The organism is Allosphingosinicella deserti, from assembly GCF_003012735.1.
Classification (GTDB): Bacteria; Pseudomonadota; Alphaproteobacteria; order Sphingomonadales; family Sphingomonadaceae; genus Allosphingosinicella; species Allosphingosinicella deserti.
Genome location: NZ_PXYI01000011.1, coordinates 1 through 17920 on the forward strand (window position 1 = coordinate 1; position 17920 = coordinate 17920).

Below are 17920 nucleotides of genomic sequence, written 5' to 3' on the forward strand. Positions count from 1 at the left end.
CCCTGCCTCGGCCTCCTTCAGGATGCCGACGATCTGCTCTTCCGAAAACCGCTTCCGCTTCATCCATCCGTCCCTTCATTGGGCCGGACTCTAGCTCAAACTGGAGGAGAAAACGGGGGTCACGTCACGCCGAACTGTGAACGGACGAGTCCAGCAAAGAACGGGATCGGCAGGAATGTCCGGTATCAAGTTTGAACCCTTCAAGAAGCTAGGTCAGCTATGGGTCGGAGCACGTCCTAGGTCCCAACGTGACGCACACCGGCGGCGAACGTCAGCGTGCCGCGCGGAAGCGGACCTCCGCAGGGGCGTCTGGCGATTGCGCCAGGAACAGCCGGTGGGCTGGAAGTCGGACACTATCACCATCCGATCAGCTCACCGGTTCCGCCATGCTCTGAGGGAATATCTCGGTAATGGGGAAGATCGTCCACGACCGGTGCCACGGCGTATCGGGTGTGAATGTGAGCCCGCGGTTTGAATTTCCCGGGCGGAAACAAGCCTGCATTAACGCCCCTGAACGGGGTGCCGTCTATCTCGCCGTAAAGATGTGAGCCGCATGCGCTGCAGATAATCATTGTCCGAACGCGATTGACCCACGAGCTGGTCGCTCCAGCAGCCACGGTCACGGATCCCACAGGATAGATAGCCCTCGGCACATAGGCTGCTCCGTGCGCGTTCTGGCAATCGTCACAATGACAGAACACCTGCCCGAGCGGCTCGCCTTCCAGCTGAAGCGTGACAGAACCGCAGGGGCAACGGGCTTCAAATGTATCCATGCAGGCTCCTGATCGAATAGCAGACTCAATATCCGTCTTTTCGACCGCTATCGATGTCTTGCGGCTCGACGGCGAATGACGCGATTACTGGACGCGCTTCAACTCGAGCGCATAGCTCTGGGCGGCTCCCTTCTCATCCGTCCAATTCTGCGTCACCTCTACAGTGTCAGTATCGACCCGACGCCAGCTGAACGAGCTGGGCGCGTTCATCGGCGAGAAGCTGACCCTCCCATCCTCCACAGACGTCGCCACCCAGGTGAACTCGCCCCAGGTGGAGATCAACTTGCCATCCTTGAGCGCCACCGTGCTACCGTTCACGGCCTCTGAGAAGCTCGCGTCCTTATAGCGTTGGCTGCGCATCAGCGTCGGCTCGGGCCGGCTATATTCTTCGTAAAACGTTCTGCCGTCCGGGGCGTTGCCCGACCAGCGACCGATCAAGAAGCTCAGCTTGTTCAAGTCCTCTACCGTTAGCACGTGCTTCTCCTGGATAGGTGGGGAGGTCTGGACGGAAGTCGCGCCAGCTAGATGAGACGAGACCGCGATCGAGGTTGAAACCGCGAGCTTGAGCATCGAGACGTTCACTCCCGTCGTTTACCGCGCTCGTGCCGAAGCGCGGCGAATAGCTCCGCTTTCGCCGAAGAGAAGTCAACGGTCGGAGCCGGTGCACCGTCCCCATTCGAGCGCACGTCGGCACCAACGTCAGACTGCGGCGCGAGCGCGGACAGCGGCTGCCGAGCCCGGCGATCGCGCCGGCTAAGGCAGGAGCGGTGATTGCCGGACTGGTCTCGGAACTCTGACCCTGTCTGCTACGGCGGTTCAGGTTCATCCGCGAAGCGTCTCTGGAAGCGCCGCTGCGCGCGCTGTTTGAACCCGTTAACAACGATGCAGAGATCAGCGGGGCACGTCATACTGTCGTCAAAAAGGCGGATCAGGTAAAGCTACAGGCCGGGCGCTTGTTCGGTCATAAGCCGCCCCGGTCTCGGGGCGTCATCGCAAAGACAGTAGGATCAAGCCATGGCGGCTCGGAAGCACGTACTTTTTGGTTTGGTTTGGGGCGTTGCGGCGGCGGCGTTGGCGCAGGACGTCCCGGTCATGGATTGGGGCCCAATCATGCAAACCGAAGCCATGAACAGCGTCATCGAAGAGATCGGCCGTTCGGAGGCGAAGAAGGCCGGATTGACCTACCCGGGTGACCGCAAGGTTGCTCGGTCACCCCAGGCGGTTCGCTCATCCCTGGCACAAAATCTGCGGAGCCAGATGAGAGGGGAGGGTTCGCGCGCCGCGCCCGTGAACGCTGGGTACGCGCCTAGCTCCGCCGCCCGACAGAGGCTTGCAGACATCATGGCGAACGCGGCCGCGAAGCAGCATCCCGCTAAGGGCGAAGAGATGCGGCAACTTGTAACGTCCGGCCGTGCAGTCAGCGAGTATCAGCGCATCGCTCCCATTCTCGATTTCCGCGCGAACGATGCGATCGATGCATACGCCTTCTACCTGCTTGCGCAGTGGGGTGTCGCGAACGATCATCGCGCGGACGTCACCCGAACCCAGGCCGCTGCGGTTCGCCGTCAAGCGGCGAACGCCTACGCCAGCATCGCCAGCCAGCTCGCCACCGATGCCCTGCGGCAGGAATTTGCCGAGATGCTGGTAATCCAAGGCGTGATCCTCGCAGGCGCCCACGAAGCCGCCGTACGCAGCGGCGACGATGAAGCGACGGCCCGGTACGCTGCTCTGGCCCGCCGCGGCGGCGAGATGATCTTCTCGATCAACCCAGCGGAGATCATCCTCACCAATCGAGGCTTCCAATCGAAATAGAACCCCGCGAATGCGCCGCTGCACCTCGCATCACGCTCCATCCGACGAGGTTAGTTGGAGCTTGGGTGATCGGAATACGTGATCTGGAGCTCGCCAGCACTCTTCGTCAGCTTGCCGCGCGTAAGCAGACCTTCGACGTCGCAGCGCGATCGCGGTCCGGGAACAGCTGAATCGGGTGGAAATCAGACATTCCTGATGGCAGGGATGCGCCCGTGAAGGCAATTGGCGGATGGCTCTTAGCGGCTGGCGAGTTGTTCATTTTGGCGGTCAACTGCCCGTGACCCCATGCTCGATTCCAGCATAGCCGCGCGGGAGTGGTGAGATGTGATTTTATGGTGGTAACCATGGTGATGCTAGGTTCGGAACTCACAATCAGGGAAATGTTCAAGGGGGCACCGGAAGGACAGGTTTCCACATTTGGAATGACTATCCCTGACTCCGGTGAAGAGAGCTACTATCGAGTGCGGCAAAGTTTCGATTATCGGCCAGCGCGGCTCGACTGGGCTAACAGGCCGTCAAGAGAAGCATCCCCGTGGAACGGTAGTCGGACGACCACCCGAATTCCGGTGGCGATCCTGCCGATTCCCGATGTCAGGTTTAAGGGATTTTCGAAGGACGTTGTTGATTTCTATCATCCCGATCAAGACGTGTTCTTCATCTCCGATGCGCTGTTCCGGCAAATTGAGCAGGTCGACCCCGCATCGCTGGAGCACGTCGAATTCTACGTTCAAGCGAAGGATGCGAAGCTGCCGTTCCACGCAGTGATGCCGCGTCGTGTCATCGAAGCGGTCGATCCGCGGCGAACCAGAGTGGTCATCAAAGACACGTCCTACGGCTTTCGAGTTGTCAAGTTTCCTGATGGTGTAGTCTTCAAGAGTAACAACCTGCAAGGCGTGGCTTCATTCTCGGATATTGATGCGGGAGGCTGGTATTGGTCAAAGGACCTCGTCGACATCGTGCAGTCACGCGGCGTGCGCGGGTGTTACCTGCAATCTGTGGCCTCCGTGCCGCCGCGGGAAGTCGCCCGGCTGTAGTCCGTCAACGGCCGGCTTCGGAATCGGAAGAGTCCGCCCAGCGTGGAAGCCGGTAGCTGGGCCTATGCAGCGCCTCGGCCATTCGCAATGTCCGATTAGGGTCGAAGCACGTCCTAGGTCCCCACATGGCGCAAGCCGGCGGCGAACGGCAGGGTACCGCGCGGAAGCGGACCTTCGGCGGATCGCCTGGCGATTGCGTCGGGAACAGCAGAAGCGGGTGGGACTCGGACATTGATCGCTCGACATCAGCACGCACGGAGGGCATGCGAAAACATCGGAGTTGCACCGACCAGGCAGTCTGCCGCGGCTCTGCGGGCCAGGGACGAACCGGCTCTGGACGATCGCGGGCCGGGTTCAGACTAGCCGTGGTTCCGCTGCCTCAGTTGGCTCTGTGGCTCGGCCGCATGGGTGGCTGTCTTCCGCCGCCGTAGAGACGTTGCTTGGAGTTGGTGGGTGGTGATACCTTGGGTTCGGATCCTGGCGGGTTTGCTGATCATCGTCTGCGCGTTGGCGTTTATGCACTCGCTGCTTGTAGCCCTCCTTGCGATGCTGTGGGCTTTTCCGGCTTCTCCAATCGCTGGCGCCGAGATGGCGACCGGCGTCGTAGCGATCCTCGCCACGCCACTCTCCCTGGCGCTTGGCATCGGCTTCGCTTGGAAGCCCCTCCGCACCGGTGAACGGTCCCACCTGCTCAAGGCTGCCGCGTACGCTCTGTTCGGCTTATTGTGTCATATCAGCGTATTTTTCTGGATTGGGAACCTTCCGCCAAATCCCGGTGCTTTCCGCTGACGCCATCAGGCGTTCCTGACGAAGGTCAGCTTCCGGGTAGGGCGATTGATGCTTGAGCGGCAAATATTGGAGCGGACCATGCCGTTCTCCGCTTGGTAGGTAGCGCCTAGCTTTGACCCTCAAGTCCGGGTCGCTCTTATGCTGACCTTGGCCGCGCTGCGGTGGTCGGCTTGCCACCAGGCTGCGCCAGGTGCTCAAGTCACTTCGTTCGAAAGCCCGCATCGGTGAGGGTGATCTGCGCTGGGTCCATCGAGAAAATGTTCTTGCCGCCTCGACGGGCAAGCGCGGCGTAGCGTGTTCTAGCCTTATCGTCGCGGCTACGCACGGCGGCTTCGTGAACGCCGGCGAGAATCACGCCTTGAATGACCAGCATTTCTGCAAACTCCTGCCGCAGCGCGTCCGTAGTGAGCTGGTCGGCGATGCCGGCGTAGGCAATAGCCGCCTGGCGGCGGACGGCCGCTGCCTGAGTGCGGGTCACGTCAGCGCGGTGATCGTTGGCAACGCCCCACTGCGCCAGCAGGTAAAAGGCGTAGGCATCGATTGCATCGTTCGCGCGGAATCCCAGCATGGGGGCGATGCGCTGATACTCCCTCATCGCCCGACCAGCGATAACTAGTTGCCGCATCTCCTCGCCTTTGGCGGGATCCTGCTTCGTGGCCGCATTCCCCATAATGCCCGCAAGCCTCTGCCGCGCGGCCGAGCTAGGTGTGTACCTGCCCTCGACGGCCGTGGCCCGTGCACCCCCGCCTCTGACCTGGTCGGCCAGACCCCGCGACAGGGTTGAGCGAACGGACTTGGGTGACTGTCCAACGTTGCGGTCACCTGGATAGGGCAGCCCGGCGCGCTTTGCCTCCGAACGGCCTATATCTTCGATGACGCTGTTCATCGCCTCTGTCTGAATGAACGGGCCCCAGTCCATGACTGGAAAGTGGTCCTGCGCCTGCGCCTGCGCTGAGATGCCGCACAGCGCGACCAAAAGAGCGCGCTTCCATACCACCATCAATGATCCTCCGTCCTGCGGCACCGGCGAGCCGCCCTTCGACTGTCGCGAGTAATCTGACTTTTGGACGAGCGTGTGACGTCCCGCGAAATCTCCCTCTCTCGCGTTCTATTTGCTTGCTTCGCACTGCGACAATCGGCCGTCATCCGTCGCTGTTGCTCGGTCCGAACAATGTCAGCTTTCGGGTAGCGAGTCCGCATCCGTGAACGATGGGACGTGGGCGTTTCCTGCCGTACCCGGCGATTGGGCAAGGTCAGCTTTGGGTCGGAGCACGTCCTAGGGCCCCACATGGCGCACGCCGGCGGCGAACGTCCGGGTGCCGCGCGGAAGCGGACCTTCGCAGGGTCGCCTGGCGATCGCGTCAGGAGCAGCTGAGGAGGGTGGAAAGACGACGTTCGTCCGGAGCATCTAACGTTGCCTTGCAACTCGGCTGCCATCGCGAACAGCTGATCGAACCTCAAGCCATTCTCGTGAATTCCAGATCACCAAAGAGGCGGTCCACTCATGTCGAACCCCGCATTGGAACACATATTCTCCACGATAGAGCGCTTATCTCCGGATCCAAGTGTGACATCTCCGGCGATGAACCCGTCCACGTCCACAATCCCACCAATCACGAAGAACGGCTCGAAGCCTTTATATTTCCCGTAGACGTTCTTGTCGTTAACCCACGCGCAGTACAGCCCGAATTCTCGTGGCGGCGGCCAACGGAATTGTGCCGATGTCGGATCTACAAGTTGGGTCCCAACCTGCTTCACGATCTCTTCTTTGTGCGCTGATGTAAGGAATCCAAGCGTTGTCTCGGCGGTCGCGGACGTGGCCCACAACAGGCACGCCAGATGGAGCACGTGGCTGAGTCTCAAACGTTTTCCCTTTCTCGTTGATCCGATTGTCTGTAGCGGACTGTATCCACGGCCTCGCTAGATAACAATGTTCGCTATGAACGATGCTTAGCACGGCAAGCTAGGGGCCGGTTCATGGAAGCTACGCCATTGCCAATGCTGCCTGCCATCGGCAATGTGAGGCAGCAAACACGCCATGTGCCTGATTGAAGGTGTCCTATCTTCGTAAGCTCTGCCCCCGCAACGATCTTCTTGATCGTCTCTCTCGCATGTGCGCCTCTCCAGTCGGCGCGAGGGCAGGTCGCGGTTCCTACCTTGGATTCAACAACGGTGAACGGGGTGTTCGACCTTTGCCCGCATTTGGTTCGCAACGAGGCTGCGCCGTCGTTGGCCGACCTCGACAACTGGGGCTGGGAGTTCCTACCAGCTTCTAGGCCCGGGCACCTGGAGTTCCAGGCCGGCGGTCCAGCTGGAGGGTTGATCCTCTCCTACGATACCGGTGAACGACGCTGCACGGTCAACTATGCAGGTGCCGCCTATGAACAGATCGCCGACGTTGCTCGGGAAGCGGTGATACGAAAGCGGTACCAGCGTATCACGGGAGGAGATCAAGGTGGGGCTAAGGCAGACGTCTTCCAAGGGCCGGCCTCGAATTCAACGAAAACGGCTAGGGTCATTATCATTGAGAACTATACCCAACCGTCAGCGGCCGTAAGTTACACAGAAAGGTGATTGCTTCGGCACAGATCGAGCAATGAATCGATCCACTGTGGAGGACGGAGTGCCTCCTACGGCCGCGGCTGCCGTTCAGAGGGATCATAAGCCGGCGTTTAGAGGACTACATAATTTCATTCGAGAAATGCCGTCTGGCTGACGCTCAAATCGTCAGTGTCGCTCGTGTCGACAGCGACTTGCACGTGACCTATCGTGATTGGCGTGAAAACACATTTGTTTTCAAGTTCAAAGATGCGATCGGATATCAGTCGTTTAGTCCTGAGAACCGGGATCTGGATCGGGGGACGGTCGAGGAGGGCGACCCGTTGGCAGTAGTGGCCTGCAGGGCCGCTGGAGAAGAGGTCAGCACGTCTTTCCGCGTATATTCGTTCGTGGCCGCTTGGGACGATCAGCAAATCCTCCGCATCGTGGCCACGGGCGTTGATCACGAAAGGGCCACTAAGCCGTAGGGTATCTCACAAGAGCCGGCTCGAGACCGGCCACGGAGCAGAAAGGTCTATGTCCGATTTGGGTCGGACACGGCTGTAGGAGCCTGCCTGACCTCGGCCCGCCTCGATTGTCGGCTTTTTGTGAGCAAGCGGACCTTCGCGCTCCCGTGAGCTTCGACGGTTCGATGGACTGGGCCGGGGGGCGGCCGCGTTCGTTGCGCCTGCGGGGATCTCCGAGGCGATGTCCGCTTCGGGGTTGGACAGCGGACATAAGTCGACGTGCCGCGGTATGTCCGGTTTGGGGGTGCATCCGCGACGTAGCAGCCTGCGATCGCGAATGTCTCGAATGGAGATGGAGGATCAGGAGCGGGGAGGGGCGCCTTGGCGCCTAGCGGATGTGCTCAACCTTGAGGCTCTTCACCTTGACCTTCTTCCACTCACGATCAGCTGTCAGAGCCGGAACGCCCAGCTGCAACGCCAACGCTAGGCAGGAGCGATCGCCGAGGCCGCGCCCAAACGCCTTTGTTTGGGCGTGCAGTGCTGCGGCGGCGTAAGCGGCTTCCACATCATGGGCGCGAGCGTCGAGGCGGAGCTCGTTTAGCAACTCGCGTATGGTAGGCTCATCCAGGCCGCTCAGGAGCAGCTCTTTGACGACCTCTTGCAGGTTGACCGCCGAGATCGCGGCACGTCCGATATGGGGCACGACTTTGTCCGCTCCCGGCTCATTACGGACGAGCGCCAACACCGCGGATGCGTCGAGAACGACCGAGGTCACTTTGACAGCTTCTTCGGACCAGGCGCGTCAGCGTCCGCGAGCGCCTCCTCTTTCCGATCGCTCAGGAAGTCGTCGGTCGTACGCACCGTCTTGGCATGTTCCCGATAGAGGGCTTGCGCGCGAGAGACACCGCGGGCGATCGGCGACAGTCGTACCTCATCGTCCTCGATGGTAAGGATGACCTTCGCCTCACCATGGAGGCCCATAGCCTTCCGCACCGACAGGGGTAGGACCATGCGACCGTTGCTCGCCACCTTGATGTCTATGGTTCTTATCGTCACCTGCCACGTGCCTCACCCATGCCACAACGCCTAAGATACCGTTCAGGGCTAGGTAGCACAAGGTCGCACGCCGCCACACATCGTCACGGCGTAGCAGTGGTCCTTTATGGGTATACCCTTATCGGACCGGCAGGAATCGGTACTTTTCACCCTGTTTTCGGACGTAAAAAGGACCGAACTCAAAGAGACCACGCATAGCGGACCAAGGTATGTTCACCGCACCTACGGGCGAGGCGATCGCGTGAACCCCAGGACGTTTCCGTCTCAACATTGTGCCTGTTTTGTGTACCGATTTGTGTCCTTGCTCAGCCTCGCGATTCTGATATGATGCGCAAGGCCATGGAATCCCATGGCTTTTGGAAGGCTGAAAACGGCGGCTACAGGTTTTTGGTACCGGCATTCGCAGGTTCGAATCCTGCCGCCCCAGCCAGATTGCAAGATCCAGGCGTCGAGCCGTCGCATGGCAATCGCGCAAGCTCTGGCAGTGGCGATGCCCGCATGACGCCAGGTGAATTCGGGAGCTCGGCTGATGACGCGCGCCATCCTTGGACTTGGCCTCTTGCTTGCAACGTGCATCGAAACGCCGGCCTCCGCCATTAGCCCTGAGACCATGCAGGTGGAACGCGACCTGGTCGACTATGCAATGGCAAGCTGCTTCGCCGCCCAGCAGAACGCCTATCTGAAGGATCAGGGCCGGCGATGGGCTGGTGCCGTGATGCAGCGGGCGCATGGGCCGGTGGAGCAATGGACCGTCGTTGCGGATGCAGTCGAGGCCGAGCTCGCGCGTTCCGGCATCGGCAAGAGCAAGCCCGACGGTCCCCATGGAGCATCCGTTCCCATGCCTCTGATGGCCTGCGTCCACATCCCCGATGCCACAGACGTTCGCGCCGCCATCGCTATCGCGGCACGGGCGCTTTCCGCCGATTATGCGGCGCAGCCGAAGGAATGATCGCCAGTTACAGGCGACCGTCTCGATCGATGGCAGCTCGCATGCTCACGTGCAGGTAGGCCGAGCGGTCCGGTTCGCCACCTGTCCAGACCTGGCAAAGGCACTTGTCGAGGGGGGCAGGTCAACCGCGCAAGGTTGAAATGACGGCTCAACAATGCCCGATCGTACCAGCCGCGCTGAAGCTCGCGATCCGCGATCTCCTTCCTGCGTCTGCGATCATCGAAATGCCGCCCCAGGGATGAGATGGCGGCCTGGTACGAGGTGGCGCCGGTACTGCGCGGCGGAGCGCAAGTATCGCCACGGAGGCCCCGTTCTCAACCTGCCGACGCGTTCAGCATCGCCCAGATCGCATCGCCGGCTTCGTCAAACGAGGCCAGTACGCCCGTGCTGTCGTCGCGGTCGCTTATCACCGTGTACATTTCGTCGTGCGCAAAAAGGATTTCGATCACGTCCCCCTTATGGTTGATGATTTCTACGAAACCGTCTTCCACACCCATGAGATTGCCGACCTCGAACATCGCAGTCTGGAAGGTCACCAGCGCGTAGCCGTTGCCTGTGCCGCCTTCTGTTTTCCCATTGTGATATCGTAGCTGCACTTTCGGCTGGATCGTCCGATCCCAGCGTTCATCCGGAATGATGTGGCGGCGAAGCGTATGAAAATCTTCGATGGTTTCGGTGCCCGAGAGCTCCGGCTCGAAGATGGGGACGACCAGCACGGTGGCCGACCGATCCAATCCCGATCTGCCGTTTAGCGCAGAGTGGTATTGGGGCGCGGCGAGGATCAAGTGCGTGAGGCCGTACCGATTTTCTCCCAAGGGGATCTTCTCGAGCCCCTCGGGCCGCCGGCCCGCCGCCGTTTCCAGCACCTGCCGGGCGAACCTGTCGTCGATGTGATCGTCGGAAATTAGGAAAGGAACGGGCTCGCCCTTCTCATCCGGAAGCAGGAAGTAGGTGTAGATCGTCCTGCTCTCCAGCTCGTCCGCGCCCCGCGCCAGGCGTTCGCTCACCACCACCGGATAGAAATTCTTCTCAATTGTCTGAACATCAACCATCCGACCCTCCGCCGTGCTTGCCCGCGAGGGACGTGAGGCTGACAGACGAGGGTCGATGCATGTTGCCTGCCTTGTGACGCAACCGGATCCGACCTCTCATGATGCAAGAGAACAGGTCAAGGTAAAGGATACGCCGTGCTGCATGGTGGTGATCCGGCCGGATGTTCCCTTCGTGTGCCGACCAAGCTTGCACCCGGCGCCGTGCCGGCGAAACGCGTCAAGAGCCCCGGTCCGAAGTCTTCGAAGCCCAATTTCAACTGTTCCCTGAAGATCCGGCTGACCTCGTGCCGAAGCTTGAATGAGTCTCGCGCATCGACGTTTCGGCAGGATCTCCTCGATTCTCGCGCCGCCGCCGGGAAGAGGGTAGGCGAGCCGTCCTTCCTCCGATATGGAAACTCGAACGGCGTCGTACAGGGATGCAGATGGTGTATCGGATTGCGGAGGGGTCGCTGTCGCTGGCCTCCGAATGGCAGGATCAGAGCATCAACGTGCTGCTGCCGAAGCAGGCCAAGGTGCAAGGTGCCAATCTGGTGATTGCACGCGACCAGGTGCCGCTCGGCATGACCTTCCAGGACTATGTCGCCCAGCAGCGCCAAAATTTCTCGGCGCAGCTCGCCGGGTTCGAGATGATCGCCGATACCGCCGCCACCATCGATGGCCGTCAGGCGCATTTCCTCGAGCTCGGCTGGCGCAGCGACGGCAAGCCGATCCATCAGGTGATGGCAATGGTGCTTCACGACGCCAATGCCGTGCTCAACTTCACCGGATCGATCCCCGGCGGGCCTGACGAGGAGACTCGAAACGCGATGATCGCGGCGATCACCTCCTTCACCTTCGCTCGTGACTGACAGCGGGCGGACCGCCGACGAGAAGCTGCGCGATCTCCGCGAGCGCACCGCGGCGTCGAGCAATGCCGGCACGGTATCGACGATCGCGACGACGGGTCACGTCGCCTCGGCGGGGATTCTCGCCGCCGGTGCCTATTCGGCTTTTTCATCGGGCGGCGTGACCGCACTCAAATGCTTCGGCGGCAGGATCGCCGCGCCCATCGCCGGTGCGATGGCCGGGGCGTGGATCGCCGAGAAGGTCCATGCCGACGAAGCCGCCGTGTGGGTGGCGCAGCAATTCGGTGCGCAGCGCCTCGCCGGACCAGGCAAGCAGGCGGCGCATCTCACCCACCAGATCGCGCACAGCAATGCCTTTGCCGGCCTGCTCGCCGGGATCGCAGCCGGAATCGTGGTCGGTGCGGTGGTGGCGATCAGCGCTGCCGCGATCATCGGCACGGCGGGCATGGCGGCACCGCTGGTCGGCGCGGCCGTGGCGTTCGGCGCGGGCGCCGCCGGGGGCTTCGTCACCGCCGCGATCGCCGGCGCCGGCGCCAAGACGGCGACGCTCTCAGGCCCGATCACCAGCGGTTCTCCGAACGTGTTGTTCGAAGGAAAGCCCGCCGCCCGGGTGACCGACGTCGCCGCCTGCACCAAACATCCCGGCACGCCGCCCTCGGCGATCATCGAGGGCAGCGAGACGATCTTCATCAACGATCTGCCGATGGCCCGGATCGGCCACAAGCTGTCCTGCAGTGCCGTGATCCAGGAGGGCTGCAAGACCGTCTTCGGCGACGATACCACCGGCAGCTACGGGACTCCGGATGCGGAATTCTCGGTCGCCGAGCAGCTTCTGCTGTCGATTGCCGAAGTCGCCGGCATGCGCTCGGCCGTCCGCCAGGGCGGACTCCTCAACGGCTCGCTCCGCCGCCTGTTCGGCGAGCCGGTCGACATCGTTACCGGTGACTATGCCGATCAGCGGGTGGATTTCGAATATCCCGGCATCCTCCCGCTGCGCCTGGAGCGCACCTATCCGGGCCGGATGCGGGTGGAGGGGATGCTCGGTCCGCGCTGGATCTGCAATTGGTCGCAGCGTTTGCTGCTCGATGCCGAGGCCGGAACCGCATTGCTCGAGGATGCGGGCGGCGAGCGGCTGCTGTTCGCCATTGGTAGCGGCCGCCAGATCGACGCACGCCACCTCAAGGCGCCTCAATATCACCTCACCGGCAGCCGCGATCAGATCAGTCTGTTCGATAGCCGGACCCAGCAGTTCCTGCTGTTCGCGCCGGTGCGGGACGCAACGATTCTGGAAATGATCGGGATCGAGGACCGCAACGGCAACCGCATCGATTTCCTGCGCGGCGCAAACGGCCAGCTCGCCGCCATCCGCCATCCCGACGGTTCGATGTTCCGCGTGGAGATGACGGGGGAGGGCTGGCTTCGCGCCTTGTGGCTGGACGGAGAGCCGGATCCGCTGGTGCGCTACGATTATGACCGGGACGGCCATCTGCTGCACGTGTCCGGCAGCTTCACCGGAGAATTCCACTACCGCTACACGGCGCAAGGCTGGCTGAACGGCTGGCGCGACAGCGGACTGACCGTCGTCGAGATCGGTTATGACGAGGCCGGCCGGGTCATCGGCACCCGTACCGCCGACGGGATGTTCAACGACCGCTTCTCCTATTTTCCGGAAGAGCGGATGTCGCGCTATGTCGACGCGACCGGAGCGGTCACCACCTTCCGGTACGACGCGAACAATCTGGTCACCGAGGAGGTGGATCCGAACGGCGCGCGGACGCTCAGCGAATGGGACATGCTCGAGCGGCTGCAGCGCCGGATCGACCCCGCCGGCCGCGAGACCCGGTTCGCCTATGACGGCGACGGCCGGCTGATTGCGCAAAGCGATTGGGCCGGTCGCACCGCCAGTTGGTCCTACGATCGCTGGGGCCAGCTCGCAAAGTTCGAAGGTCCCGACGGGGTCAGCAGCTGGACTCGCGATTCCCGCGGCAACATCGTCGGCTGGGCGGCACCGGACGGCACGTCCGGCACCGCCGCCTATGACGATCGTGGCGTGCTGGTTCGTGAGCAGACTCCAGGCGCGGGAGCCGTTGCGTGGGAGACGGACGCGGCAGGCCGGCCGATCACGCGCCACGATCCCGGTGGGCGGGTCACTCGGTACGAATGGGACCGGATGGGCCGCCTCGTCACGCTGACCGATCCGGCAGGACGGACCAGCCATTGGGCCTATCAGCGCTCGGCGGACAATCCGCGAGGCGCCGTCAGCCACGCCCGCACGGCCGACGGGGGCGAGATCCGCTTCGCCTATGACGGGGAAGGTTTGCTCGCCGCACGCATCCGCGGCGATGGCCAGACGACGCGCTTCGTTCATGGCGCCTTCGACACGCTGCGCCAGGTCATCGATCCGCTCGGCGCCACGACCCAATTCGCTTATGATGGCGCCGGGCGCCTGGCGGCGATCACCGATGCCGCCGGGCAGCAATGGCAGTTCCGCTACGATCCCGCCGGGCGGCTCGCCGCGCAACTGGATTGGGCCGGGCGCGAGACGCTGTACCAGCGCGATCTGCTCGGACGCGTTCTCGCCAAGCGCATGCCAGACGGCGCCGAACAGCATTTCGAATGGGATGATCGCGATCGCATCGTGCGCGTGATCGCGGGCGAGGACGCGATCTCGTACCGCTATGACGAGCAGGATCGCCTGATCGGCGCGAGCACTTGGGCCGCGGTGGGCGGCGCTCCCGAGCGGATCGCCGACGTCGCTCTCGCCTATGACGACAAGGGCCGGATCGTTGCCGAGGAGCAGAACGGCATTGCGATCAGCTATCGCTATGACGAGGCCGGCCGCTGCGTCGGCCGCTCCAGCCCGAGCGGCGAGACCATGCTGGCGTTCGACGAGGCCGGCCTGCTCACCCGCTACCAGAGCAACGGCCACATTTTGCGCTTCGCCCATGATGTCAGTGGGCTGGAGACGCTGCGCGAGCTCGCCGCGATCGGCACGCCGACAGCGTTTCAGCTGCGCCAGAATTACGATCCTGCAGGGCGGCTCGCGGAGCAGCGCGCCGGCTCCGTTGCCGTCGTCGCGCACGAGCGGCACGCCCCCGACGCGCTGACCCGCCGCTACGAATGGGATCGCGCCGGCCGGCTCGCCGCGACGCTCGACTCCGGTGCGGATGTGGGCGCGAAAGGCGAGACCCGATACCGCTACGATTTGCGCGATCAGGCGGTGGCGGTGGAGCGGCCGGGTGCCCGCGAATCCTATCGCTACGACGCGCTGATGAACCTCGCCGAGGGCCTCGCCGGCGAGCATCGTTACTGGCGCGACTGCGTGGTCGAGGCCGGGCCCAATCGCTTCCGCTACGATGCCCGCGGCCGCATGGTGGAGCGGGTGCTCACCCAGGACGGCTTCCGTCCGCGGCGCTGGCGCTACCGTTGGGACGGGTTCGATCGGATGGTCGGACTCGAGACACCCGATGGCGCGCGCTGGCGCTACACTTACGACGCATTTGGCCGCCGCGTGGGCAAGATCCTGCTCGACGAGCCCAATCGGCGGGTCGATTATGTGTGGCAGGGCCAGGCAATCGCCGAAGCATGGCATCGCAGCGGCGGCGACGATGCTCCCGGCCCCGGATCGGTGCGCGTCGAGCGCTGGCATTTCGAGCCCGACGGGGTCCGTCCGCTCGCCAAGGAGCGGGTGCGCATCGGGGAGGACGGCGCACCGGACATCGCGGAGGCGGAGCTGCTGCCGATCGTCGCCGATCAGATCGGCGCGCCGCATGCCCTGTTCGATGAGGACGGCAATGTGCGCTGGCGCGCCGAACCGCAGCTTTGGGGCCGCACACGCGCCGCCCAGGCGCTGCTGCGCGAGCGGCGCGGCGATGAGGAGGAGGACGAGGCCGAGGGCGGGACCACCTGCGCACTTCGCTTCCCGGGACAGTGGGAGGATTCCGAAAGCGGGCTCCACTACAATCTCAACCGTTATTACGATCCGGACACCGGCCAGTATCTCTCGCCCGATCCCATCGGGGTGAGCGGCGGCCTCAGAACCCACGCTTATGTGCACGATCCCATGCGGTGGATGGATCCGCTCGGACTGGCGGAGTGCAATTGGGGTCAATGGTTTGCTGCCAAAACTGGAACGCAGCCGCCGGCGGGCATGCCCCGTCCGCATGCTCATCACATCATCTACAAGGGCCCATTCGCTCACAACCCCGCAATGCAATCGGCTCTTGGGCGAAGTCGGAACGTTATGTCGAAGTACGGGATTGATCCCGTGAATGATCCAGACGCGCTCATGTGGGCTCCCAACCGCGGGCACAGCGTCGCGAACGCGAGAACGGTAGCCTCGCGCCTAGAGGCCGCCGATGCACGAATATCGGCGCAGAACCTGCCCAAGGGCGACGCCACTGCAGCCATGAAAGCCGAGTTGCAGCAAATTGGTAAGGATGTATTTGGCTGGCCGTGAATAAGGAAAAGCAGATGGATTGGAATGCAAGGGGTAGAGAATTAGCCGACGCTGCGAGCAAGGCCTTCGACGAACTCAACTCTGCGCTGGCGGGCGAGAAGCTGTATGCGATCTGTCTGCAGACAGCGGACGACGGGATGAGCGTTGGCTTCTGTGCCAATACAGAAGAGGGCTATGCCGAGAAACGTGCGTCGGAAGCCGAGTTCGAGGAAATGACCTCCGGCTATGAGGCCTATCTCCGCTGGGCGCCTGCCGAATGGCGCTATGAGATGTTCGGCGACGCACACTTCATGGATGTGAATCGTGATCTCAGCGCGGCGGCGCTCAACCCGAAGGAGACGTTCGACGTCCATTTCGAACGCCTGATCGAAGTAATGATCGAGGCACTTGCGAAGCTGCGTGCCGAACGTGGGGCAGCGCTCGGCGGAATCACGCTCTTCGTGACGATCTCCGACAGTGAAGACGCCGAGGCTGTCGAGCGGCGCTCGGCGATGCGGCTCAATACCCCCGAACAGGCTTCTGCCTTTCTCGAGCGGTTTGGGTAAAGGTTGTTCGGCAGTGGTCGGCCATCAGGAATTCGACACGGTTCACGGCCCGAGGTCGACGCCGGGCCAAGTAATGAGCTGCGGCGGATTTCATTGCCTTTGCACCAGCCTTGGCTCACCCTAATCGTCGCGAAGCGCACCAGTTGCATCGGCGGCGCGCCTGCGTCGGCGCTTCGGCTCGAGGCGGAGCGTTCCGCCGGACCTGCGATGGCGTTTGCGGTGCTTCTGAATCGCTCTATCCCGAGCCGTAACGCTCGTCGAGGCCCCGCACGGTTTCTCGGGGCGTTGCTGGGTAGGCCAAGCCAGGTTCCGGCAAGCTCGCGCGACCCAGGTGATCGGTAACACCGGTTACGTGATGAGAGAGAGTCGAGGTTCACCATTCTCTCAGATTCGATTCAAGATGGAAGGCTGCAGCATGATGACCGACGAGATCGCCACGGCGACATCTGCATTTTCTCATTTCTCGTCGAAAATGAAACGTTGGAATGAGCATTTCTACCCTCTGATGGTGCAGGATGCCGAAGAAGCAGCCGGACACGCGATTGCTGAGCTCGGGCCAATCTTCGAATCTCACGTTTGGCCGGATGCAGTTCGCAGTGTCGAGCGCCTGAACAGTCCATCTGCCGGGCTGCCTTCTGATTACGACCCGGAGAATGACGTTATTGAAGAGGCTAATTTGCAATCGTCTACATGTGTTTTACTTGTGCAATCTAATACCGGGTTCAAAGACAAGTTTCGCTACACGCTCAAGAAACGCGGCGGCGAATGGAAATTGTTTAGGAGGGATCTTTTCCTCGATGACACTGGGAAGTGGAGATCTCATCACATCTAAGTGGGGAAGGTACCTTCCAAGGTAGAGCCCATCAAGCACCGCATCCTGCTCGTACCTAGAGGACAAACAAAGCATGGCCTGGACGGACGTCGCCGGCGCTCTGCAAAGCGCCTCGGCAACTGTTGTCGAAGGCTTGTTGGCCCCTCATAGGGACGAAAAGCTTTACGCTGTGGCCCTCTATGCCGCTGAGGATGGCATGAGCGTCGCCGTGGCGGCCAACTCCGAGGAGCAGTACCGGGCGCATCTTGCATCCGAAGCTCTTGCCGGCGCCAACTCGCCGGGGGACGAGGTCTATTATCGATGGGCAACGTCCGAATGGTCCCTCGAACGATGGCACAGCGACTTGTTCGCCGAGGCCAACGCGCTGATCCGCGGGGAGGATAGGCGAGACTTCGACCGATATCGGGAGGCCCTGATCGAAGCGATGATCTCAGCGCTTGCCGGGGTAAGGGAATCGTTCGGCGACCGCCTTGCCGATGTCACCATGTTCGTCTCGGTAACCGACAGCGATGAAGCGGAAGGGATCGAGAATGACTCGGCCGCTCGCCTCAACCCAAAGGGCCTGGCGGATGGCTTTCTGTCTCGCTTCGAGTGACACCGGCCCGGTCGAGGCAGCGGAGGATAAGTGTTCATGACGCCTGTCAGCGCGCCCTCGCGCGGTTCCGCGGGTCAGGAAGCGAGAAACGCTCCCATCTGTTCGGATTCGTGCCGCTTGTCAGCCGTCCGACGTGTTTTCTCGACGGTACGCCGCTCCGCCGAAAAACCGGGA

Annotated in this window: 17 protein-coding genes; 10 read left to right on the forward strand and 7 right to left on the reverse strand. The window is 62.3% G+C overall.

From position 1 onward, the window contains the following. Positions 1-356: 356 nt before the first annotated feature. The gene (locus C7I55_RS29515; RefSeq protein WP_106515610.1) at positions 357-773 is read right to left on the reverse strand and encodes a GFA family protein; all 417 of its coding nucleotides are present in this window, start codon (positions 771-773) and stop codon (positions 357-359) included. Between the two features lie 84 nt (positions 774-857). Beyond that, complete coding sequence (locus C7I55_RS24105; protein WP_106515611.1) at positions 858-1343, reverse strand: hypothetical protein; 486 nt, start codon at positions 1341-1343, stop codon at positions 858-860. A 444-nt stretch (positions 1344-1787) separates the two neighbouring features. Here C7I55_RS24105 and C7I55_RS27870 point away from each other — a divergent pair, with 444 nt between their 5' ends. From C7I55_RS27870 to C7I55_RS24120, 3 genes are all read left to right on the forward strand, one after another. Next, positions 1788-2585 carry a DUF6683 family protein gene (locus C7I55_RS27870; RefSeq protein WP_146151127.1) on the forward strand — a complete coding sequence of 266 codons (798 nt, stop codon included), beginning with the start codon at positions 1788-1790 and terminating at the stop codon, positions 2583-2585. A gap of 332 nt (positions 2586-2917) precedes the next feature. Then, entirely contained in the window at positions 2918-3619 is a 702-nt protein-coding gene (locus C7I55_RS24115) for an imm11 family protein (protein ID WP_146151128.1), read from the forward strand. A gap of 453 nt (positions 3620-4072) precedes the next feature. Next, positions 4073-4408 carry a hypothetical protein gene (locus C7I55_RS24120; protein ID WP_106515614.1) on the forward strand — a complete coding sequence of 112 codons (336 nt, stop codon included), beginning with the start codon at positions 4073-4075 and terminating at the stop codon, positions 4406-4408. A 199-nt stretch (positions 4409-4607) separates the two neighbouring features. Here the strand turns inward: C7I55_RS24120 and C7I55_RS24125 are convergent, their stop codons facing one another. After that, positions 4608-5408, reverse strand: a complete 801-nt coding sequence (locus C7I55_RS24125) for a DUF6683 family protein (protein WP_106515615.1) — start codon at positions 5406-5408, stop codon at positions 4608-4610. Positions 5409-5890: 482 nt separating this feature from the next. After that, on the reverse strand, positions 5891-6271 hold the full coding sequence (locus tag C7I55_RS24130) for a hypothetical protein (RefSeq protein WP_106515616.1): 381 nt from the start codon (positions 6269-6271) through the stop codon (positions 5891-5893). A gap of 896 nt (positions 6272-7167) precedes the next feature. Here C7I55_RS24130 and C7I55_RS28325 point away from each other — a divergent pair. Next, the gene (locus tag C7I55_RS28325; protein ID WP_158266567.1) at positions 7168-7434 is read left to right on the forward strand and encodes a hypothetical protein; all 267 of its coding nucleotides are present in this window, start codon (positions 7168-7170) and stop codon (positions 7432-7434) included. A gap of 367 nt (positions 7435-7801) precedes the next feature. Here C7I55_RS28325 and C7I55_RS24140 read toward each other — a convergent pair whose 3' ends face one another. Both C7I55_RS24140 and C7I55_RS24145 read right to left on the reverse strand, forming a co-directional pair. Next, the gene (locus C7I55_RS24140) at positions 7802-8188 is read right to left on the reverse strand and encodes a type II toxin-antitoxin system VapC family toxin (protein WP_106515618.1); all 387 of its coding nucleotides are present in this window, start codon (positions 8186-8188) and stop codon (positions 7802-7804) included. After that, the gene (locus tag C7I55_RS24145; protein ID WP_233222395.1) at positions 8185-8424 is read right to left on the reverse strand and encodes an AbrB/MazE/SpoVT family DNA-binding domain-containing protein; all 240 of its coding nucleotides are present in this window, start codon (positions 8422-8424) and stop codon (positions 8185-8187) included. The genes C7I55_RS24140 and C7I55_RS24145 overlap by 4 nt, the downstream gene beginning before the upstream one ends. A gap of 574 nt (positions 8425-8998) precedes the next feature. Between C7I55_RS24145 and C7I55_RS24150 the strand changes: the two genes are divergently transcribed. Then, positions 8999-9418 carry a hypothetical protein gene (locus C7I55_RS24150; protein WP_106515620.1) on the forward strand — a complete coding sequence of 140 codons (420 nt, stop codon included), beginning with the start codon at positions 8999-9001 and terminating at the stop codon, positions 9416-9418. A gap of 314 nt (positions 9419-9732) precedes the next feature. On the opposite strand, the gene C7I55_RS24155 is transcribed toward C7I55_RS24150, so the two are convergent. Further along, complete coding sequence (locus C7I55_RS24155) at positions 9733-10470, reverse strand: hypothetical protein (protein WP_106515621.1); 738 nt, start codon at positions 10468-10470, stop codon at positions 9733-9735. 422 nt (positions 10471-10892) lie between these two features. Between C7I55_RS24155 and C7I55_RS24160 the strand changes: the two genes are divergently transcribed. From C7I55_RS24160 to C7I55_RS24180, 5 genes are all read left to right on the forward strand, one after another. Then, positions 10893-11318: a DcrB-related protein gene (locus tag C7I55_RS24160; RefSeq protein WP_158266568.1), complete on the forward strand. Its 426-nt coding sequence runs from the start codon at positions 10893-10895 to the stop codon at positions 11316-11318. Beyond that, complete coding sequence (locus tag C7I55_RS24165; RefSeq protein ID WP_106515623.1) at positions 11311-15774, forward strand: RHS repeat-associated core domain-containing protein; 4464 nt, start codon at positions 11311-11313, stop codon at positions 15772-15774. The genes C7I55_RS24160 and C7I55_RS24165 overlap by 8 nt, the downstream gene beginning before the upstream one ends. 14 nt (positions 15775-15788) lie before the next feature. Continuing rightward, positions 15789-16319 carry a DUF4303 domain-containing protein gene (locus C7I55_RS24170; RefSeq protein WP_106515624.1) on the forward strand — a complete coding sequence of 177 codons (531 nt, stop codon included), beginning with the start codon at positions 15789-15791 and terminating at the stop codon, positions 16317-16319. Positions 16320-16734: 415 nt separating this feature from the next. Next, positions 16735-17151, forward strand: coding sequence for an NTF2 fold immunity protein (locus C7I55_RS24175; protein WP_233222396.1), 417 nt, complete (start codon positions 16735-16737; stop codon positions 17149-17151). Between the two features lie 73 nt (positions 17152-17224). Then, entirely contained in the window at positions 17225-17746 is a 522-nt protein-coding gene (locus C7I55_RS24180) for a DUF4303 domain-containing protein (protein ID WP_106515626.1), read from the forward strand. Positions 17747-17920: the final 174 nt, after the last annotated feature.